Annotated in this window: 19 protein-coding genes and 1 tRNA gene; 12 read left to right on the top strand and 8 right to left on the bottom strand. The window is 65.7% G+C overall.

Annotation, left to right across the window (positions count from 1 at the left end; genetic code table 11):
• Window positions 1-108 precede the first annotated feature (108 nt).
• Window positions 109-342, top strand: coding sequence for a hypothetical protein (locus BMW75_RS20950; protein WP_092581685.1), 234 nt, complete (start codon window positions 109-111; stop codon window positions 340-342).
• 14 nt (window positions 343-356) lie between these two features.
• Here BMW75_RS20950 and BMW75_RS20945 read toward each other — a convergent pair whose 3' ends face one another.
• Window positions 357-920: a DedA family protein gene (locus BMW75_RS20945; RefSeq protein ID WP_092581684.1), complete on the bottom strand. Its 564-nt coding sequence runs from the start codon at window positions 918-920 to the stop codon at window positions 357-359.
• Complete coding sequence (locus tag BMW75_RS20940) at window positions 917-2356, bottom strand: aminotransferase-like domain-containing protein (RefSeq protein WP_092581683.1); 1440 nt, start codon at window positions 2354-2356, stop codon at window positions 917-919. The genes BMW75_RS20945 and BMW75_RS20940 overlap by 4 nt, the downstream gene beginning before the upstream one ends.
• Before the next feature lie 163 nt (window positions 2357-2519).
• Between BMW75_RS20940 and BMW75_RS20935 the strand changes: the two genes are divergently transcribed.
• The 4 genes from BMW75_RS20935 (at window position 2520) to BMW75_RS20920 (ending at window position 5165) form a co-directional block, all read left to right on the top strand.
• Window positions 2520-2906 carry a hypothetical protein gene (locus tag BMW75_RS20935; protein WP_254792088.1) on the top strand — a complete coding sequence of 129 codons (387 nt, stop codon included), beginning with the start codon at window positions 2520-2522 and terminating at the stop codon, window positions 2904-2906.
• A gap of 20 nt (window positions 2907-2926) precedes the next feature.
• Window positions 2927-3003: transfer RNA gene (locus BMW75_RS20930), tRNA-Met, on the top strand.
• 224 nt (window positions 3004-3227) lie between these two features.
• Window positions 3228-3572, top strand: a complete 345-nt coding sequence (locus BMW75_RS20925; protein ID WP_076519728.1) for a hypothetical protein — start codon at window positions 3228-3230, stop codon at window positions 3570-3572.
• Window positions 3573-3929: 357 nt separating this feature from the next.
• A complete protein-coding gene (locus BMW75_RS20920; RefSeq protein WP_092581682.1) occupies window positions 3930-5165 on the top strand; it encodes a TIGR03862 family flavoprotein in 1236 nt (411 codons plus the stop codon).
• Window positions 5166-5228: 63 nt separating this feature from the next.
• On the opposite strand, the gene BMW75_RS20915 is transcribed toward BMW75_RS20920, so the two are convergent.
• Complete coding sequence (locus tag BMW75_RS20915; protein ID WP_092581681.1) at window positions 5229-5636, bottom strand: hypothetical protein; 408 nt, start codon at window positions 5634-5636, stop codon at window positions 5229-5231.
• A 65-nt stretch (window positions 5637-5701) separates the two neighbouring features.
• Entirely contained in the window at window positions 5702-5974 is a 273-nt protein-coding gene (locus BMW75_RS20910) for a hypothetical protein (protein WP_254792087.1), read from the bottom strand.
• 277 nt (window positions 5975-6251) lie between these two features.
• On the opposite strand from BMW75_RS20910, the gene BMW75_RS20905 reads away from it, so the two are divergent.
• The 5 genes from BMW75_RS20905 (at window position 6252) to BMW75_RS20885 (ending at window position 10313) form a co-directional block, all read left to right on the top strand.
• Window positions 6252-6386 carry an entericidin A/B family lipoprotein gene (locus tag BMW75_RS20905; RefSeq protein WP_076521982.1) on the top strand — a complete coding sequence of 45 codons (135 nt, stop codon included), beginning with the start codon at window positions 6252-6254 and terminating at the stop codon, window positions 6384-6386.
• A 129-nt stretch (window positions 6387-6515) separates the two neighbouring features.
• A complete protein-coding gene (locus BMW75_RS20900) occupies window positions 6516-6947 on the top strand; it encodes a BPTD_2524 family lipoprotein (RefSeq protein WP_076519732.1) in 432 nt (143 codons plus the stop codon).
• A gap of 3 nt (window positions 6948-6950) precedes the next feature.
• Entirely contained in the window at window positions 6951-7361 is a 411-nt protein-coding gene (locus tag BMW75_RS20895; protein ID WP_092581680.1) for a hypothetical protein, read from the top strand.
• Between the two features lie 101 nt (window positions 7362-7462).
• The gene (locus BMW75_RS20890) at window positions 7463-8755 is read left to right on the top strand and encodes an aspartate carbamoyltransferase (RefSeq protein ID WP_076519734.1); all 1293 of its coding nucleotides are present in this window, start codon (window positions 7463-7465) and stop codon (window positions 8753-8755) included.
• A gap of 124 nt (window positions 8756-8879) precedes the next feature.
• Window positions 8880-10313 (top strand): diguanylate cyclase, encoded by a 1434-nt coding sequence (locus BMW75_RS20885; RefSeq protein WP_092581679.1) that lies wholly within the window; start codon window positions 8880-8882, stop codon window positions 10311-10313.
• A 53-nt stretch (window positions 10314-10366) separates the two neighbouring features.
• Here the strand turns inward: BMW75_RS20885 and BMW75_RS20880 are convergent, their stop codons facing one another.
• Complete coding sequence (locus BMW75_RS20880; RefSeq protein ID WP_076519736.1) at window positions 10367-11266, bottom strand: recombination-associated protein RdgC; 900 nt, start codon at window positions 11264-11266, stop codon at window positions 10367-10369.
• A gap of 150 nt (window positions 11267-11416) precedes the next feature.
• Between BMW75_RS20880 and BMW75_RS20875 the strand changes: the two genes are divergently transcribed.
• Window positions 11417-11626, top strand: coding sequence for a hypothetical protein (locus BMW75_RS20875; RefSeq protein ID WP_008164281.1), 210 nt, complete (start codon window positions 11417-11419; stop codon window positions 11624-11626).
• Between the two features lie 375 nt (window positions 11627-12001).
• Here the strand turns inward: BMW75_RS20875 and BMW75_RS20870 are convergent, their stop codons facing one another.
• The 3 genes from BMW75_RS20870 to BMW75_RS20860 all read right to left on the bottom strand — a co-directional run bounded on the left by BMW75_RS20870 (window position 12002) and on the right by BMW75_RS20860 (window position 16036).
• The gene (locus BMW75_RS20870) at window positions 12002-13663 is read right to left on the bottom strand and encodes an MFS transporter (RefSeq protein WP_371467479.1); all 1662 of its coding nucleotides are present in this window, start codon (window positions 13661-13663) and stop codon (window positions 12002-12004) included.
• Between the two features lie 194 nt (window positions 13664-13857).
• Window positions 13858-15234 carry a sensor histidine kinase gene (locus BMW75_RS20865; protein WP_092581714.1) on the bottom strand — a complete coding sequence of 459 codons (1377 nt, stop codon included), beginning with the start codon at window positions 15232-15234 and terminating at the stop codon, window positions 13858-13860.
• Between the two features lie 112 nt (window positions 15235-15346).
• Window positions 15347-16036: a response regulator transcription factor gene (locus BMW75_RS20860; RefSeq protein ID WP_006225021.1), complete on the bottom strand. Its 690-nt coding sequence runs from the start codon at window positions 16034-16036 to the stop codon at window positions 15347-15349.
• A 323-nt stretch (window positions 16037-16359) separates the two neighbouring features.
• On the opposite strand from BMW75_RS20860, the gene recA reads away from it, so the two are divergent.
• Window positions 16360-17421, top strand: a complete 1062-nt coding sequence (gene recA / locus BMW75_RS20855) for a recombinase RecA (RefSeq protein WP_063952854.1) — start codon at window positions 16360-16362, stop codon at window positions 17419-17421.
• Window positions 17422-17476 lie beyond the last annotated feature (55 nt).

Below are 17476 nucleotides of genomic sequence, written 5' to 3'. Positions count from 1 at the left end.
CCTGAGCTCCGCGGCGAACGCATGCCGCGCGGCGCCACGGGACGCCAAGCCCGGGTAATATGCGCCCCCATGCGGAATCAGTATTCATTGGAAGGCCGGAGCCTCGTCTTGAAGGCGCGTGTTTCGGAAGCGGCAAAGCTGGCGGCGTTCGACCCCGGCAGGCTCTCGCCCGAGGCGCGCGAGAGCTGGGAGCGCATGGGGCATGGCTTCAAGGCGTGGCACGACTTCGACCAGCGGCACCCGATCCTGCGTCGCTTCGCGCGGCTGCCGTTCATTGGCGCCCTGTATCGCAAGGCGCGCCGGCGGCACGTACTGCGGGCGAGCGGCAAGCTGGTCTTCTGAAAGCGCGGTCTGCGTTATTGGCGCCGGCGCGCGTGGAACCAGTAGGCCAGCCAGACCAGGATGCCCAGCGCGGCCGCGATGGCCAGTTTGATTTCCACGCCTTGGATGCGTCCGAGCAACGCCTCGATCGTCCGCCCGAACACATAGCCCAGCAGGCTGAAGCACGCCGCCCAGATCGCCGCGGCCACGGCATTCAGTACCAGATAGCGCAGTGGCGACACCCTGGATACGCCCAAGGCCACGGGCCCGACCGTACGCAAGCCGTACAAAAAGCGCAGAGTCAGGATGAAGCCGTTCGGATAGCGGTCGATGGCCGCCAGCGCCTTGTCGAAGGCGGGCTTTTCGCGGATGCGCCGCACGTAGCGATGATCGCGGTAGCGACGGCCCACATAAAACAGCAACTGGTCCGCCAGGAACGACCCGGTGAAGGCGCAGAGCATGACGTGGGGCAGGAGAAACAGCCCCTGGTGCGCCAGGAAGCCGGCGAACACCACCACGCTCTCGCCTTCCAGGAAGGTGCCGCCCAGTACGGCCCACAAGCCGTAGTCGGCGATGAACTGATGCAGGGCCGGATTCATGCTGTCCGTTCTTCCACGATACGCGCCAGCGTCACCAGCGCGCGCGAGACCTCGGGCGTGATGCGTTGCCCGCAACTGATGCGCAGGAAATGGTCGTACCGCGTGCCATTCGAAAACATGGCCCCGGGCGCCACGCGTATCCCTTGCCGCAGCCCGGCTTCGAAGACCTCCATTCCCGACACGCCTTCGGGCATCTCCACCCAGAGCAGCATGCCGCCTTGCGGCACGCTCAGGCGCGTGCCCCGTGGAAAATGCGCGGCGATCGCCTCCGCGGTCAGGTCGCGCTGCGTCTTCAGTTCCCGCCGCAGCCGCGTCAGGTGACGGTCATAGGCGCGCGAGCCCATGAATTCGGCCACGGCGATCTGCGCCAGCGGTTCATTGGGGCGGCTCTGCGCGAACTTGAGCATGGCAATGCGGGCCTTCCAGCGGCCGCCCAGCAGCCAGCCCAGCCGCATCCCGGGCGCCAGCGTCTTGTGCATGGATGAGCAGTAGATGACGTTGCCGGTGGCGTCCCAGGACTTGGCGGCCGCCAGGGGCGCGTCGTCGTCGGTCAGGGCGCCGTAGGTGTCGTCCTCGATGAGCGGCACCTGCTGGCGTTCGCACAGCGCCACGAGCCGCGCCTTGTGGCCGTCGGGCATGACGCACCCCAGCGGATTCTGGAAGTTCGGCACCACGACCACGGCGCGGATGTTGCCGTGGGTCTGGAAAGCCAGGTCCAGGGCTTCGATCGACAGTCCATGCTGAGGGCTGGTGGGAATCTCGAGCGCGCGCATGCCCAGGCTTTCCAGGATCTGCAGCAAGCCGAAATACGCAGGCGATTCCACGGCGATGGTGTCGCCGGGCCGCGCGACCGCGCGCAGCGCCAGATTCAGGGCCTCGATGCAGCCATGCGTGACGATCACGTCGTCGGGCGTCGCGTTGATGCCGTTGGCGAGCGCCCGGCGGGCCAGCACGCCGCGCAGGTCGGGATGTCCTTGAGGCGGCACCGGGCTCACCAGCACCTCGGGGGACTGCCGCAGGGCGCGCGTCATCGCCTGCTTGAGCGCGTCCATCGGATAGGCCTGCGGCACGGCCGCCGCCAGGGCGAAGTTGGCGCTGACCGGGTGCGCCTCGCACTTCGCGATGAAGTCCGAGACGCGGTCGTGGATGCCCACGTACTGCGCCGCCCCGAGCGTCTGGCGGATGTCGGGCTCGGCGACGGGCGGAATGCTGTTGCGCCGAGGCTTGAGGACGAAGTATCCCGAGCGGGGCCGGGCCTCGATCAGGCCGTCGTCCTCCAGTTGGCGGCAGGCCTGCAACGCGGTGGACAGGCTGACGTGATGGGTGCGCACCAGCGTGCGGACCGAAGGCATGCGCTGGGCCGGGGCAAGGACGCCGGTCTGGATCGCCCGCCGGTAGTGATTGGCCAGGCGTAGGTACAGGGGTTGTGCTTCCATGCGCCGATCTTGCTCCCCGGGGTTGGGCTGTGGGTAGGCACAGATGCAGGCAAAATACACCATAACAGCGGCAAAATCGAGTCTCTGCATCGGTACAGAAAGCCGGCTTGTGTGGCTGTTGCGCAAAGCAGGGCGCGCGTAGCCTGTGAGGGTCTGTTTGGAGATGACCATGACCCCCCATACCGCCCCCGACACCCCTGGACTGCGCCTGGATCTTCCGTCCGGCGCCAGCCGCCTGTTCGCCCTGCGCGCCGGCGCCACCTTGATCTGCACGTCAGGCAGCATGCGCGTCGAAGAAGCTGCCAATGGCTGCGAGGCCGCAGGAGGACTGCATCGCGTGGTGTCGGTCCGTCTCAATGCGGGGGAAGCCCACGGGGTGTCGTACGGCGGCGCGGTGCGTCTCACGGCGATCGGCGGCGCGCAGGTGATATGCCTGGACGCGGCTGGCCCCGTGACCTCATTCCTGCGCCGTGGCGGCGCCTTTTTTCATCGAATTTTGTCGAAAACCGGAAACATCCGCGTGGGTGCGCTGCACAAGATTTCAAAATGATGTATGATTCACACATCAGACGCGGGGTGGAGCAGTCTGGCAGCTCGTCGGGCTCATAACCCGAAGGTCGTAGGTTCAAATCCTGCCCCCGCAACCAGTTTCAAGCAGTACCGGATCTGCCGGCGCATGTGTTTCAAGCGCAGCCGGGCAGGTCCCGCCAAAAAAGCCGCGACACTGTCGCGGCTTTTTTTCGTCTGTCGGTTGCGCTGGGTCATCCCGCCCCGTCGTCCGGAGTTTCCCGGGGTGCGGCGAACGCACACGTGCGCAACGCTGCGCTACCATGGGTCACGCGCGCTACGTTGCCGCACCGAAGGAGTGTCCATGGGAACCGCAAAATACGATCATCCCGGCTATGTTGCCGACACGGGCGCCGACGGCCAGTACCATGTGGGCATCTGGTGTCCGCACGGCTATCCTGCCCATATCCATATCGGCCGACCGGCTGACCGCGGTGATCCCCATGCCCTGTTGCGGCTGCGTATCCCGGACGGCGTGTTCCAGTCCCTGCCGGACGATCCCGAAACCCTGTGCCGCCGTGCGCTGGGGCAGGCGCTCAATGCCGGGCTGCTGCGCACCGTCGCGGTCGATGGCGAGTACCAGGAGCTGCGCTTCCAGCTCGACGCCGAACCCTGGTCCGGGCCGATGCAGGCCGCCGAGCGCGCCTGAGGCGCTCGGCAAGGGGAAGGGCAGTTACCCACAGGGATTGTGGAAAAGCCTTGGGATAGTTGCTGCGTATATTAGATTTCCCCTGTAAATACAAAGACTTGGCGCCTGCGGTCATTAATTGGCCGGCGCCGGTCTTTTTTGGGTCCGCATCCTGGCGTCCGCACCAGGGGGTTCACGTCCCTGTTACCCCCACCTCGTGACCACGCCCCGCGGTATCCCTGCCGCCGCCCGGCCGGGGCCGCCGTGAGACAATCAGCGTCTTGTGGCCCGAGCGCCTGTTCACCCCCTCTTGTCCCGATTCCTCCCCATGCATTTCGCTTCACCCGTTCCTTGTCCCGCCATCAAGGCGAAGGTGCCATGAGCCTGGCGGACCGACGCGTTGCCGTCATCGGCGGCGGCCCCGCCGGCTTGATGGCGGCGGAAAAGTTGAGCGAGGCGGGGGCGCAGGTGGACGTGTTCGACGCCATGCCCTCGGTCGGCAGGAAATTCCTGATGGCCGGACGGGGTGGCCTGAACCTGACGCATAGCGAGCCCGCGGGGCCGTTCCTCGCCCGCTACGGCGACCGGGCCGCGGCCGTGGCGCCGTGGCTGCGCATGATGGACGCCACCGGCCTGCGGGACTGGGCGCATGAATTGGGCATCCAGACATTCGTCGGCTCGTCGGGCCGGGTGTTTCCACAGGAAATGAAGGCGGCGCCGCTGTTGCGGGCCTGGCTGGCCCGGCTGCGCGGGCAGGGCGTGCGCTTTCACATGCGGCACCGGTGGCTGGGCTGGCGCGATGACGCGCCGGGCGCGCAGGCGCTGCGATTCGACACGCCCGCCGGTCCGGCCTGCCACGCCGCCGACGCCGTCGTCCTCGCTTTGGGAGGCGGCAGTTGGGCCAAGCTGGGGTCGGATGGCGCCTGGGCGCCGGCATTGCAGGCGCTCGGCGTGCCCGTCGCGCCGCTGCGGCCGGCCAATTGCGGTTTCGACGTGGACTGGTCCGATCACTTTCGCAGCCGCTTTGCCGGGCAGCCGGTCAAGTCCGTGTCCATGGCCTGCGGCGGACCGGCGCGGCAGGGCGAGTTCGTCGTTTCCGAGACCGGCATCGAGGGCAGCCTCGTCTATGCGCTGTCCGCGGTCCTGCGGGACCGCATCGAGGCCGATGGCAGCGCAGTGGCCATGCTCGATCTTGCGCCGGATTGGTCCAACGAGAAGGTGATGGCCGCGGTGACGCATCCGCGCGGCGCGCGGTCCATGTCCAGCCATTTGCAGAGCAGACTGGGACTTACGGGTGTCAAGGCGGGCCTGCTGCGCGAATGCGCCAGCGCCGACGACTTCAAAGACCCGGCGCGCCTGGGCCGGCGGATCAAGGCGCTGCCGCTGACGCTGCGGCGGCCCCGGCCGATCGATGAGGCAATCAGCACCGCCGGCGGGGTGTCGTTCGACGGGCTGACCGCCGGCTTGATGCTCGCGGCCGTGCCGGGCGTCTTCTGTGTTGGGGAGATGCTGGATTGGGAGGCGCCGACGGGCGGCTACCTGTTGACGGCCTGCATGGCCAGCGGCGCCTTTGGCGCGGCCGGCGTCATCGATTTCCTGAACGGGCGCCGGTGATCGGAGACCCTGCGCGGGCGGCCCTGCGCGGGCCGCCCTACGCGGGCCGCCGCGCTGGGGGCGTCACGAGCCTGACGGATGCGGCGCCATGGTGGCCATCTGCGCCCGCGGCGCGAGGTCGCCGACGACGTGGCCTACGACCGGGGGCGTGCCCTCCGGCTGGGAGATGATGCCGATGACGCGGGTGATGGCGCTGGCCGGAACGGCCGTGCCGTGCGCCGGATCCTGCACCAATTGCCAGATCGTGGCGTTGGCCATGCCGGTATCGCCCTCGGTGAGATCGAGGTTGTCCAGGCAGTTGCGCGCAAAGGACGACCAATCCGAGGCGCTACACGGCAGTCCGTGGGACGTGGCCAGGCGCGCGAGAGCCAGCGGCGCGTCAGCCTGACTGGCGGCGTGCTGCGCGGCGGTGCCCAGCGTAACGTCCAGGGACAGCAGGCGGAGAAACTCTACGACGTTATCCGTGCTCATCTTGTGGTCTCCTTCGGGGGGCTGTTCTGATCGATCGCCGGTGAGGGGGGCTGATTGCCTGGTGTTCAACCGGGACCTTGTCCCAGCATCGACACCAGCGATTGCTTCAGGCGCGGCGAAAATATCGGCACCGTATGCGCGACGCCGCTGCGGTCGACGCCTTCTTTGAGTTGGACTGATTGCCCAAGGAAAATATCCGGTGCGGCGGCGGTTTCGTTATACCGCGCCAACAATTCATTGACCTGTTCCTGCGCGTCCTCGAGGGTGCTGCTGTCAGCCAGCTTGCCCGCGGCATGCGCCTGCAGAATGCGATGCAGGTCGTCGATGAACAGCGCCAATGCGGCCTGTCCGCGACATTGCGGCTGCTCCCAGCCCCAGCGTTGCGGGCCGGCGCCGGCGGTTTGCGATGCGTGTGTCTTCGTCATGTGCGCATCCTAATCCATTGGCGGCAAATGCGCGACAGGCGGAAATGCCACTTTTGTGTGACCGGCGCGTAAGGGTGGTGACGGTTTTCCTTCGGCGTTGTTACAGGTTTCGGCCCGTCCCGGCATCTGCGCAAATCGCGGCCCTTGAGGTATGCTGGGCTTCGGTTCCATGCCCAGACAGGAGAAGTCCATGAAGAACAGAGTCTTTCTCGTCATGTTGCTTTCGATTGCTGCGCTTTCGGCGGGATGCAACACCGTCGCCGGCGCCGGAAAAGATATACAGCGTGGCGGCGAAAAGATCGAACAGGCTGCTGAAAAGAAGTAGGGCGGCGCACGCCGCTGCCGCCATGACGGCCCCAGGCCACGCGAGAAATGTAAACGGCATTTCGGGCGTGGCCTTTTTGCAGCCGCTGGCATAATCGCGAAAGTCCGAATAGCAATGGCGGGAAGAATCATGCGCAAGTCTGTGTGGGTGGGTGTAACGTTGGCGGCCATGCTGGCCGGCTGCGCCAGCACCGGGGTCTACGAGTCCGAAACCGCAAAGAAGGAAACCTTCAGCGTCGACACCAATTACCAGGCGGCCTTCCGCCGCGCCGGTGAATACGTGCGCGCGTGCCATACGCAGGTCCAGCACCCCTATGGCGTGTCCTATGCATGGCGCCACACCCTGGGCGAGAAAGGCGCGCCGGACGAAATCCAGCTCTACAAGGTCGGCCAGCCCGCCACGGTGCTGGAGCTGATTTCGGCGGAGGCCGATGGGCCCGCCAATGCCAAGGTCACGGTGACGGTGCTGGGCGAAGGGCGCTGGGACGAGGCCGAGATCGAGGCGGCGCGCAAGTCGATCCAGAGCGCCACGCCGGTTTGCCGTAGCGCCCGCGGCGGCTGACCCATGGATCCTCGCACCCAGCAGATCCGCGCCAGCGGCATGGCTTTTGCGCTGTTTTCGGGTGCGTTCCGCTTTCTCGGGTGGCTGAACGGGGGCGCAGCCCTGATCCTGGTTGGATTTTCATTGGGGATCGTGGGCGCCGACATTGCCGCGCCCGACCTGCAGATTCCCCTGCTGCTCTTTCTGGCCGGCCTGCTGCTGGCCTGCCTGGGCGTGGTGTTTGCCTATCTGGCGCAGGTCAGCCTGTTGCGTCAGGGCTACACCGGACACCTGACGCGCGGCCATTGGCCTGCGCAGCTGTTGGCCGTGCTGTGTTACCTGGCCAGCGCGCTGGCGTTCTGCGGCGCGTGCTGGCTTGCGGCCGGGCAGGCGGTCACGGATGCGCCGCAGGCTGCGGTGTACGCGCAACGCTGAAAATACTCGGGTTAACCCGAGTGCGCAAAATTGTTGGACTTGTGTAGTTGCACGGAATAATATGCGCACTGCGTATATAACTCCTCTTCTTGGGGCCCGTCATGAGCATCTCCCAGCAAGCCTTTCTGCGCGACGCCATGCGCCGCCTCAACCTCACCCGCGACGTGTTCGCGACCCGCATCGGCGTCAAGCGCCGCGCCCTCGATACCTGGCTGTTGCCAGAGGGCTCGCAGGAATTCCGCGCCATGCCGGAAGTGGTGCAGCGATTCGTCAGCGAGATCGTGCAGAACGGCGTTTTGCTGGAAAAATATACGCAAAGCGTACAAGACGGTCCCCTGCGTGACCGCATTGCCGTCGAAGGCAAGCACCAATTGCTGTCGGTGGACCAGTTCACGCGCGATTCCGTGGAAGACCTGTTCCGCGTGGCCGACATGATGCAGCCCATCGCGCGCCGCCAGAAGGTGTCGCGCGTCCTGGAAGGCGCCGTGCTGGGCAACCTGTTCTTCGAGGCCAGCACCCGCACGCGGGTCAGCTTCGGATCCGCGTTCTGCCGCCTGGGCGGTTCGGTCTGCGACACGACCGGCTTCACGTTTTCCTCGATGGCCAAGGGCGAGTCCATTTACGACACCAGCCGCGTCATGAGCGGCTACGTCGACGCCATGGTGATCCGCCACCCCGACCAGGGTTCGGTCGCCGAATTCGCTCGGGCCACGAACATTCCCGTGGTCAACGGCGGCGACGGCCCCGGCGAGCACCCCAGCCAGGCCCTGCTGGACCTCTACACCATCCTGACCGAGTTTTCGCGCCTGGGTAAGTTGCTGGACGGCGCGCACATTGCCATGGTCGGCGACCTGAAGTACGGCCGCACCGTGCACTCGCTCATCAAGCTGATGGCGCTGTACAAGAACGTGAAATTCTCGCTGGTGTCGCCCAAGGGCCTGGAGATGCCGACCTACGTCGTCGAGCAGGCCAGCCGCAACGGCAACATCATCGAACAGAAGTCCTCCCTGGCCGAAGGCCTGGCGGGCGCCGACGTGATCTACGCGACGCGCGTGCAGAAAGAGCGCTTCGCCAACGAAGAGAACGAAGGCTACACGCCGGACTTCCAGATCAACCGCGCCATCATCGACGCCTATTGCAGCCCCGAGACGATCGTGATGCACCCGCTGCCGCGCGACAGCCGGCCGGGCGCCAACGACCTGAGCGTGGACCTGAACCATGACCCGCGCCTGGCGATCTTCCGCCAGACCGACAACGGCATTCCCATCCGCATGGCGATCTTCGCGGTGCTGCTGGGCGTGGAGGGCCTGGTGCAGCATTCGCTGCGCGACGTGACCTGGCAACATCCGTCGCACATCGGCCCGGACGATTCCGTCTTCCACGGCCTGGATTGACGCGGTCCGCCCGTGACGCGGCCGCGCCAGCGGCCTTGCCACGGAGAATTCAAGCATAATCCGCCCTGGTTTTCAGGCGCGTGCCCCAACCGCGCGCGCAGGCAGTTCTTGGGCGGATGAGCTTATGTCTTCGAGCAGTACCGGTGTTCCTCCTTCTCCGGCCGGCGTCGCTGCGCCCAGCGGCCAGGATTGCTACCTGAGCGCATCCAACGCGCAAGCCTGGGAAGCCGTCTATCAGTCGGTCGATCCTTATACGCGCGGGCAGGTCGCGGCGGTGGTGGCCGACAGCGCGACGCAACTGGTGGACGCCTTTTATTCCACCTTGCTCGCCGATGCCGAGGCGGGGCCGCGGCTCTCCCATGAAATCGTCTCGACCCGCCTGCACAGCGGCATGAAGCACTGGCTGCACGGCCTGCTCTGTGTGCGCGACCAGGGCGATATCGACGTCCTGATGGCCACGCAGAAGAAGGTCGGCGAGGTCCATGCGCGCGTCCACATTCCGATCCATCTGGTGATGGCCGGCGCCCGCGTCCTGAAGAACGAGATCGCTCAACGCCTGCGCGCCAGCGACCTGGACGGCAAGGCCGCATCCGTGGCGACGCAATATGTCTGCAATCTCTTCGACCTCGCGATCGAGCAGATGAGCCGCGCCTTCATGCGCGACATCAACCGCGGGGCCCGCAACGACGAGGCCTATCGTCTCTTCGCGTTGGGGCAGAACATATCCACCGAGCGGGAACGGCAACGGGCCGCGCTGCTCGAATGGAGCCAGGCGGTGCTGATCGGCCTGCATTACCGGACGCCCGAGCAGGCGCTGCCGCGCCTGGCCGCATCCGAATTCGGCCTGTGGCTGCAGCACAAGGGCGCGGTGCTCTTCGAGAGCGCCCCGGCCCTGCGCCAGATCATGGACGCCGTGGCGCGCCTGGATGACACGGTGCTGCCCCGGATGATGCACGGCGACGCGCCGGGGCAAGGCTCGCTGCCGGACCAGGTGCGGGAACTGCAGGAGCTGGTGGCGCGCATCAAGCATCTGCTCAACGGTCTGTTCGACATGGTGGCCGAGATCGAAAGCGGCAGCGATCCGCTCACCAACGTGCTCAACCGGCGTTTCCTGCCGTCGGTCATCGGGCGCGAGATCTCGATTGCGCGGCGCCAGCGCTCGGACTTTTCGGTGCTGTTGCTGGACATTGATCACTTCAAGGCCATCAACGACGAGTACGGCCATTCGGGCGGCGACCAGATTCTGCGCCAGTTCGCCGAGCTGGTGCACCAGACCTGTCGCTCGAGCGACTTCGTGTTCCGATATGGCGGCGAAGAGTTTCTCGTCGTGCTGGTGGACACCGGAGGAGAGGCGGCGCTCGCCGCCGCCAAAAAGCTCAACGCCGAGATCCGCCGGCACCGCTTCACGATTGCCGAGTCCGGCGCGCTGCCCGTGACGGCCAGCATCGGTGTGGCGACTTTCGATGGGCATCCCGACTACGCCTATCTGATCGATCGCGCCGACCAGGCGCTGTACCGCGCCAAGCAGGCCGGCCGCGACCGCAGCGTCGCCGCATGAAAAAAGGCCGCCCCGAAAAGGGCGGCCCTGTGCATGTCCACGCGAGGGAAGGATCAGACCTTCTTTTCGCCGCCCAGCGCTTCGACCAGCTCGGCCATCATCTTGGCCAGCTCGCCGGTCATGAGCATCATGTCGGAATCGAACTTCTCGTCGTCGTTCGCGGCGATGCCTTCGTTGCCTTCCTTCAGCACGTCCAGCGGCGCAACGCGCTTGACGTCCAGTCCCTCGGTCAGCACGAACGACACGCGGTCGGCCCAGGTCATGGCCAGGCGGGTGCACTGCTTGCCCGACTGGATGTGACGGCGCACGTCATCGGCATCGATGGAGTGCTTGACGTAGCGGATCGCCGCGCCGCTTTCGCCGGACGAGCGCAGTTCGGTGTCCTGGTCGATGGTGAAGTTGGTCGGGGCCTCGTCTTCGGCCAACCAGCCGGTCATGGCCGAGGCGGGCGATTGGGCCACGTACAGGTTTTCCAGCGGGAAGGGATCGACGCACTTGGCCAGCAGGCCGATGACTTCGTCGGCCTTGGCCGAGGCGGCCGCGTCGATGACCAGCCAGTTGTTCTTCGGGTCGATCCACACGCGCGTGTCGCGATACACGCTGAAGGCGCGCGGCAGGAGCTCGTCCGTGACGCGCTCCTTGATTTCCTTCATCTGCTTTCGGCCCGGCTTGTAGCCTTGCTGCTCTTCGATCTCCTGGGCGCGCGCCTTGGCGACCTGGTTGATCACGGTGCCGGGCAGAAGCTTCTTTTCCGCGCGCAGGCTAAGCAGTATCTGGCCATTGACCTCGTGGGCAAGCCCGCCGTTTTCGCGCGGAGGAACCCATCCGAGGCTTTGCATTTCCAGGTTGTTGCCGGCTTGGTAGGCATGGCGCGCCAGCGTTTCTTCAAGCTGCTCGCCCGTCAGAGTCCAGGGCGAGGAGAGGCGATAAATCTTGAGATTCTTGAACCACATGAGCGTCGGCCAAAAGGGTTGATTCTATACGACGCGGCCGCTTTGCCGAAGCGGCTTGACGCGTCGGCAACAGACGACACGTTCTGTCACTGACACGGGTCGGCCTATCCGGTAATGTCCGGCGCACCAGCGTGCACTTGGAGAGAAAACATGAAAATCATTGGCGCGATCCTGATCGTCCTGGGCGTGGCCGCCCTGGCGTACAAGGGCTTCAGCTACAAGTCCGAGGAAACGGTCCTGCAGATCGGTTCCGTGAAGGCAACCGCGGAAACCGAGAAGTCGGTGCCGATCCCGACCTGGGCAGGCATTGCCGCCATCGTGGCGGGCGTGGTGGCGATCGGCGTGGGCATGCGTCGATGATCGACGCCGGCCGCCAGGCCGGCTGCGAGGATCGAGGCTAGATGGTGGCGGCTGCGTTTGCGGCCGCCATTCTTTTGGGCGGGCCAAAAAAAGCGGCCCGGCTCAGTGAAGAGTCGGGCCGGTACGGGAGCACGCAATACCGCGTCATAAAAGGCTCGCGGGGAACGCGGTATCGGTGTCAGAACACCAGCCCTGCAATCGTCTGACAGGGGGATCAATCGTCAGGCAATCTTGCGCAAGGCCGTAATCTGAGCGCTCAGTCTACCGGCGCCGGTCTGACATGGTCCTGAAAGTGGGGCGCAAAAAAAAAGCTCCATAAGGAGCTTTTGAAAGGCCGGGCAGGCGCAGCAGTCCCGCCCGGCGGGGGATGGTCTATCAGGTGTTGATGTCGTTGTCCTTGGACTCGCGCACGAAGAGCGTGCCGATGACCAGGGTCATGACCGCGATGATGATCGGGTACCACAGGCCATCGTAGATGTTGCCGGTGGCCGCCACCACCGCGAATGCGACGGGAGGCAGGAAGCCGCCGAACCAGCCGTTGCCGATGTGGTAGGGCAGGCTCATCGAGGTGTAGCGGATGCGCGTCGGGAACATTTCGACCAGCATGGCGGCGATGGGGCCGTACACCATGGTCACGAACAGGACCAGGATGGTCAGCAGCACCACGACCATGACGCTGTTGGTCTGGGCGGGGTCGGCCTTGGCCGGGTAGCCGTGGCTGCGGATGGCTGCCGTCAGCGCCTTGTCGAGTTCAGCGGCCTTGGCCTTGAATTCGGCCGGGGCCATCGATTTGCCGTCGAACGACGCGAACTCATCGTTGCCGATCTTCACGCGCGCCACCGAGCCGGCGGGGGCCGCTTCGTTGCGGTAGTTCACCGAGTTGCGGGCCATGAACGACTTGACCACGTCGCACGAGCTGGTGAACGACGCCGTGCCCACCGGGTTGAACTGGAACGAGCAGGTGCTGGGATCGGCGATCACCGTGACCGGCGCGGTGGCTTGCGCCTTTGCCAGCGCCGGATTGGCGAAGTGCGTGAGGCCCTGGAAGATCGGGAAGTAGGTCGCTGCGGCGATCAGGCAGCCCGCCATGATGATGGGCTTGCGGCCGATCCTGTCGGACAGCGCGCCGAACACCACGAAGAACGGCGTGCCGATCAGGAGCGCAATGGCGATCATGATGTTGGCGGTGTTGGCGTCGACCTTCAGCGTCTGCGTCAGGAAGAACAGGGCATAGAACTGGCCCGTGTACCAGACCACGGCCTGGCCGGCGGTCAGGCCAAGCAGCGCCAGCAGCACGACCTTCAGGTTCTTCCATTGGCCGAACGATTCGGCGATCGGCGCCTTGGAGCCCTTGCCTTCTTCCTTCATGCGCTTGAAGGTGGGGGATTCGTTCAGTTGCAGCCGGATCCACACCGAGATGCCCAGGAGCACCACCGAGATCAGGAACGGAATGCGCCAGCCCCAGGCCTTGAAGTCATCTTCGCCCATGAACGTGCGGATGCCCAGGATGACCAGCAGCGACAGGAACAGGCCCAGCGTTGCGGTGGTCTGGATCCACGACGTGTAGAAACCGCGGCGTCCGTGCGGGGCGTGCTCGGCGACGTAGGTGGCCGCGCCGCCGTATTCGCCGCCCAGTGCCAGGCCTTGCAGCAGGCGCAGGATGATCAGGATGGCGGGGGCCGCCAGGCCGATGCTGGCGTAGCTGGGCAGGATGCCCACGAGGAACGTGGACAGGCCCATGATCACGATCGTGACCAGGAAGGTGTACTTACGTCCGACCAGGTCGCCGAGCCGGCCGAACACCAGCGCGCCGAAAGGACGCACCGCGAAACCGGCTGCGAAGGCCAGCAGCGCGAAGATGAACCCCGCGGTGGGATTTACGCCAGAGAAAAAGTGTTGGGCAATGATGGCCGCGAGCGAGCCATACAGATAAAAGTCATACCACTCGAACACCGTGCCGAGCGATGACGCGAAGATGACCTTGCGCTCCTCCTTGGTCATCGGACGCGGTTCCGCGGATGGACCGCGGCCTGCCATGGTAGTTGTGCTCATGATGTCTCCTCGTTTTTGGCCGGCGGTTTTCCGCCGTGCATCACCCTCCGCCGGCGGGGCCGACATCGAGCTATGCGTCACATTGCGGGGCGACCCTGACGAGGTTCTGACGTGACCCTTACTTGAATCTTAAAATTGAAACAAATAGTAAGCTTCCCTGGGGAGGCTAGGGATAGTCCTTAGCTTTCCAGCGGCTCGGAAGCGGGGGAGTAGAGGGGGAAAGCGACGCGGATCCGGGTCCCGGGCAGGTCGGAATATTCGGATGGATGGTCGCCGATCACAACGGTCGCCCGGTGCTTCTGGGAGATCTCGCGCACGATGGCCAGGCCCAGGCCGCTGCCATCGGACGACGTGCCCAGCACGCGATAGAAGCGGTCGAACACGCGCTCGCGCTCGTCGGGCGGGATGCCCGGGCCCGAGTCCTCGACTTCGAGCACGCCCTGGCCCTCCGCCTGCAGCACGCGCACGGTGATGTGGCCGCCGCTGGGCGTGTAGCGCAAGGCGTTGTCCACCAGGTTGTTGAGCAGTTCGGCGAGCAGCAGGGGGTTGCCATTGATTTCGACCGGGGTATCCGAGCCCTCGAAGCCCAGGTCGGTGCTGAGCGACAGCGCCAGCGGGACCCAGTGCATGGTCTGTTCGTAGGCGATGGCGTTGATGTCGGTGCGCGTCAGGCCGATGGCGCTGGGATTCTCGGCGCGCGCCAGCAGCAGCAACTGGTTGACGAGCCGCGTCGCGCGTTCCGAGCCGGTCACCAGTTGGCGCAGGCTGGATTGCATTTCCTCGGGGCTGGCATCGCGCAGCGCCAGTTCGGCCTGCGTGCGCAATCCGGCCAGCGGCGTTTTCAGTTGGTGCGCGGCGTCGGCCACGAAGCGGCGCTGCGCCTGCACGTTGGCGGACAGGCGGTCCAGCAGGTCGTTCATGGCCGCGACCAGCGGCGCGATCTCGGACGGCGCGGCGCGCTCGTCAATGGGCGAGAGGTCGTCTGGCCGCCGCGCCCGCAGCCGCTGCTGCAGCGCATTCAGCGGCGCGACCCCGCGCGACAGGCCGAACCAGACCAGCAGCACGGCGATGGGCAGCACCACGAACTGCGGAATGATCACGCCCTTGATGATGTCGTTGGCCAACTGCGTGCGCTTTTCGACGGTCTCGGCCACGATCAGCAGCGCGGGCTGCGTGCCGGGCAGGTGCAGGTCCACCCACGTGAACGCAAGCCGGATGCCGAAGCCGCGCAGCGTGTCGTCTTCGTACTGCACCTCGCCCGGCCGGGGCTGTCCGACGGTGGTCGGCAGGGGCAGCGCGCGGTCGCCGCCCAGGTATTCGCCCCGGCTGCCCAGCGCCAGCCAGAACACGCTGTCGGTCTCGTCGGCGCGCAACACGTCGCGCGCGGCATCAGTCATTTTCAGCACCGCGCGCCCCTCCTGCGCGTGGACCTGCCGGGTCAGGACGTGCAGGTTGTTGGCCAGCGCGCGGTCATACGGGACGTTGGCGATGTTCTGCGCGACCACGTACGTGATGGCGACGCTCATCGGCCAGAGGAGAAACAGGGGCGCCAGCATCCAGTCCAGGATCTCGCCCAGCAGCGAACGCTGCGGGGGCGCAAAGCTCGGGCCCTTGGACCCGGCTTGCATGATATCCAGGGCTTCCTGGTTGAGCGGCTCCGGCGAGGGCTCAGCTTGCGAGGTACGCCGCACCCTGGTCCCGCTCAAGACAGTAGCCCAGGCCGCGCACGGTGACGATCTTCACGCCGCTGGGTTCGAGCTTCTTGCGCAGGCGATGCACGTAGACCTCGATGGCGTTGGTGCTGACTTCTTCTCCCCACTCGCAGAGGTGGTCCACGAGCTGGGTCTTGCTGACCATGCGACCGCTGCGGGTCAGGAGGATTTCGAGCAGGCTGACCTCGCGCGCCGACAGGTCCAGCGTCTGGTCGTCCACGATGGCGACGCGGCCGGTCTGGTCGAACAGCAGCCGGCCGTGCTTGATCATGGTGGCGCCGCCGCCCGCGCCGCGCCGGGTCAACGCCCGGACTCGGGCTTCGAGCTCGGACAGCGCAAAGGGTTTGGCCATGTAGTCGTCCGCGCCCAGGTCCAGGCCCTTGACGCGCTGCTCGATGCTGTCGGCGGCCGTAAGAATGAGGACGGGCAGGGCGGAATTGCGGGCGCGCAGGCGGCGCAGCACTTCCAGCCCGGCCAGTTGCGGCAGGCCGAGGTCCAGGATGAGCAGGTCGAAGGCCTGGGCGGCCAGCGCGGAATCCGCGGCGAGCCCGTCGCGCACGGCGTCGACGGCATAGCCGTTGTGGCGCAACGAGCGGGACAGGCCGTCGGCCAGGATGCTGTCGTCTTCGGCGATTAGGATACGCATGGGCTGCTGCAAGAATGAAACCCGCCGCGCCTTCCGCCGCTGGGCGGCGCGCTTTCCGCCTGGGGCGGCCCGGCGGCGGAAAAAGGGGAAAATACCGGGATCGCTCTGGATTCTGTCATATGGCGCGGGGCTTGCCACTCAGGGTATACGTGCAAAAGACTGGCACACTGGGTTTTTGTCCAGTACAATCCGATGCCATAATCTGATCCGTAGCTCAAGGCGCCGACGGAACCGTCCGCTCCGGCCGCCAGATTCGACCGTCTGACTTCGCTGTCAGAACCGCATTTTCCCGACTTCCAGATACGTTACAGACAGGACTCCTCATGGACGACAAAACCACCAAGGCCGCCGCTTCGGAAAAGGCCAAGGCGCTTGCCGCGGCGCTTTCGCAGATCGAAAAGCAGTTCGGCAAGGGCTCGATCATGCGCTACGGCGACAACGAGGTCTCGCACGACATCCAGGTGGTCTCCACGGGCTCTCTCGGTCTGGATATCGCGCTGGGCGTCGGCGGCCTGCCGCGCGGCCGTGTGGTCGAAATCTACGGTCCGGAATCGTCGGGCAAGACCACCCTCACGCTGCAGGTGGTCGCCGAAATGCAGAAGCTGGGCGGCACCTGCGCCTTCGTCGACGCGGAACACGCCCTGGACGTCCAGTACGCCTCCAAGCTGGGCGTCAACCTGGCCGACCTGCTGATCTCGCAGCCGGACACGGGCGAACAGGCGCTGGAAATCACCGATGCGCTGGTGCGCTCCGGTTCGGTGGATCTCATCGTCGTCGACTCGGTCGCGGCCCTGGTGCCCAAGGCTGAAATCGAAGGCGAAATGGGCGATTCGCTGCCCGGCCTGCAGGCCCGCCTGATGAGCCAGGCGTTGCGCAAGCTCACCGCCACCATCAAAAAGACCAACTGCATGGTCATCTTCATCAACCAGATCCGGATGAAGATCGGCGTCATGTTCGGCAACCCCGAAACCACCACCGGCGGCAACGCGCTCAAGTTCTACGCGTCCGTGCGCCTGGACATCCGCCGCATCGGCTCCATCAAGAAGGGCGATGAGGTCGTCGGCAACGAAACCCGCGTCAAGGTGGTCAAGAACAAGGTCGCGCCGCCGTTCAAGCAGGCCGAGTTCGACATCATGTACGGTGCCGGCATCTCGCGTGAAGGCGAAATCATCGACCTGGGCGTGGCCGCCAACGTGGTCGACAAGTCCGGCGCCTGGTACAGCTACAACGGCAACCGCATCGGCCAGGGCAAGGACAACGTCCGTGAATACCTGAAAGAGCACAAGGACATGGCCATCGAAATCGAAAACCGTGTTCGCGAAAACCAGGGCATTGTTAGCCGCGCCGCCGAATTCGTGCCCACCGCGGAAGACGCCGCCGAGTAACCGGGGCGCTTCACCGGCCGCAAGCGCGCTTGCGGCCGAGACCCCTTGCCGTTCC

It is taken from the genome of Achromobacter sp. NFACC18-2, assembly GCF_900108985.1.
In the GTDB taxonomy this organism is placed as follows: Bacteria; Pseudomonadota; Gammaproteobacteria; order Burkholderiales; family Burkholderiaceae_B; genus Achromobacter.
This window is presented reverse-complemented; position numbering and strand designations above follow the sequence as displayed.

Coding starts and splice junctions, on each gene's coding strand:
- recA (WP_063952854.1), top strand. CDS start 16,360: ATGGACGACAAAACCACCAAGGCCGCCGCTTCGGAAAAGGCCAAGGCG.
- BMW75_RS20935 (WP_254792088.1), top strand. CDS start 2,520: ATGACCATGACCCCCCATACCGCCCCCGACACCCCTGGACTGCGCCTG.
- BMW75_RS20920 (WP_092581682.1), top strand. CDS start 3,930: ATGAGCCTGGCGGACCGACGCGTTGCCGTCATCGGCGGCGGCCCCGCC.
- BMW75_RS20890 (WP_076519734.1), top strand. CDS start 7,463: ATGAGCATCTCCCAGCAAGCCTTTCTGCGCGACGCCATGCGCCGCCTC.
- BMW75_RS20915 (WP_092581681.1), bottom strand. CDS start 5,636: ATGAGCACGGATAACGTCGTAGAGTTTCTCCGCCTGCTGTCCCTGGAC.
- BMW75_RS20870 (WP_371467479.1), bottom strand. CDS start 13,663: ATGGCAGGCCGCGGTCCATCCGCGGAACCGCGTCCGATGACCAAGGAG.
- BMW75_RS20945 (WP_092581684.1), bottom strand. CDS start 920: ATGAATCCGGCCCTGCATCAGTTCATCGCCGACTACGGCTTGTGGGCC.
- BMW75_RS20865 (WP_092581714.1), bottom strand. CDS start 15,234: ATGCTGGCGCCCCTGTTTCTCCTCTGGCCGATGAGCGTCGCCATCACG.
- BMW75_RS20885 (WP_092581679.1), top strand. CDS start 8,880: ATGTCTTCGAGCAGTACCGGTGTTCCTCCTTCTCCGGCCGGCGTCGCT.
- BMW75_RS20895 (WP_092581680.1), top strand. CDS start 6,951: ATGGATCCTCGCACCCAGCAGATCCGCGCCAGCGGCATGGCTTTTGCG.
- BMW75_RS20940 (WP_092581683.1), bottom strand. CDS start 2,356: ATGGAAGCACAACCCCTGTACCTACGCCTGGCCAATCACTACCGGCGG.
- BMW75_RS20905 (WP_076521982.1), top strand. CDS start 6,252: ATGAAGAACAGAGTCTTTCTCGTCATGTTGCTTTCGATTGCTGCGCTT.
- BMW75_RS20860 (WP_006225021.1), bottom strand. CDS start 16,036: ATGCGTATCCTAATCGCCGAAGACGACAGCATCCTGGCCGACGGCCTG.
- BMW75_RS20880 (WP_076519736.1), bottom strand. CDS start 11,266: ATGTGGTTCAAGAATCTCAAGATTTATCGCCTCTCCTCGCCCTGGACT.
- BMW75_RS20875 (WP_008164281.1), top strand. CDS start 11,417: ATGAAAATCATTGGCGCGATCCTGATCGTCCTGGGCGTGGCCGCCCTG.
- BMW75_RS20925 (WP_076519728.1), top strand. CDS start 3,228: ATGGGAACCGCAAAATACGATCATCCCGGCTATGTTGCCGACACGGGC.
- BMW75_RS20900 (WP_076519732.1), top strand. CDS start 6,516: ATGCGCAAGTCTGTGTGGGTGGGTGTAACGTTGGCGGCCATGCTGGCC.